General features: G+C 47.4%; 1 protein-coding gene. It reads right to left on the bottom strand.

Going from position 1 to position 529, the window contains the following annotated elements; all coding sequences use genetic code 11:
* The coding region (locus ASC50_RS03820) for a DUF47 domain-containing protein (RefSeq protein ID WP_158648385.1) at nucleotides 1-338 on the bottom strand (338 nt) is incomplete at its 3' end.
* Between the last annotated feature and the right edge of the window lie 191 nt (nucleotides 339-529).

The raw sequence follows: 529 nt of genomic DNA, 5'->3' as shown, positions 1-529 counted from the left end.
GGCGAGTAGAGCGACACCTTCTGAGCCACATGGGTGATGGTGTCGATAATTTCCTCCACCCGGTCGGAAATTTCGTTGATGTCTTCGCGGTCGAAGGGGGTGATGAACGTGTTGTTGAGTTCTTTCAGGATGCGGGCAGACACCTTGTCGCCGTTGATTTCCTCTACTTTTATCTCGCGGCGGAGTTCGTCACGCCGTTCTTTGTCCGTGCAGGCAAACAGTTCGCTGAGCAATGCACTGGCTCTGACCATCACGTCGGCTAATTCTTTCAACAGCGGTAAGAATTTGTTGTCGTGAGGGGACAGGCGGCTTAAAATTGAATTGAAGTTTATCATCATTTGTAATTATTATTAGTGAATTGCGGGTCGAGTCCGCAATGACGGTTTCAAAACAATACACAGAGGTAATACCACTGAAACCGGAAAACGCATAGTCCGGAATCCTTGTAACAGAACTTCCAATATTCAGCGTTGTAATGGACGAAAGGTTTCTAAACGCCGCGTACAGATGAACGGGACCACTATGATTT

The organism is Candidatus Symbiothrix dinenymphae, assembly GCF_001431085.1.
This window is presented reverse-complemented; position numbering and strand designations above follow the sequence as displayed.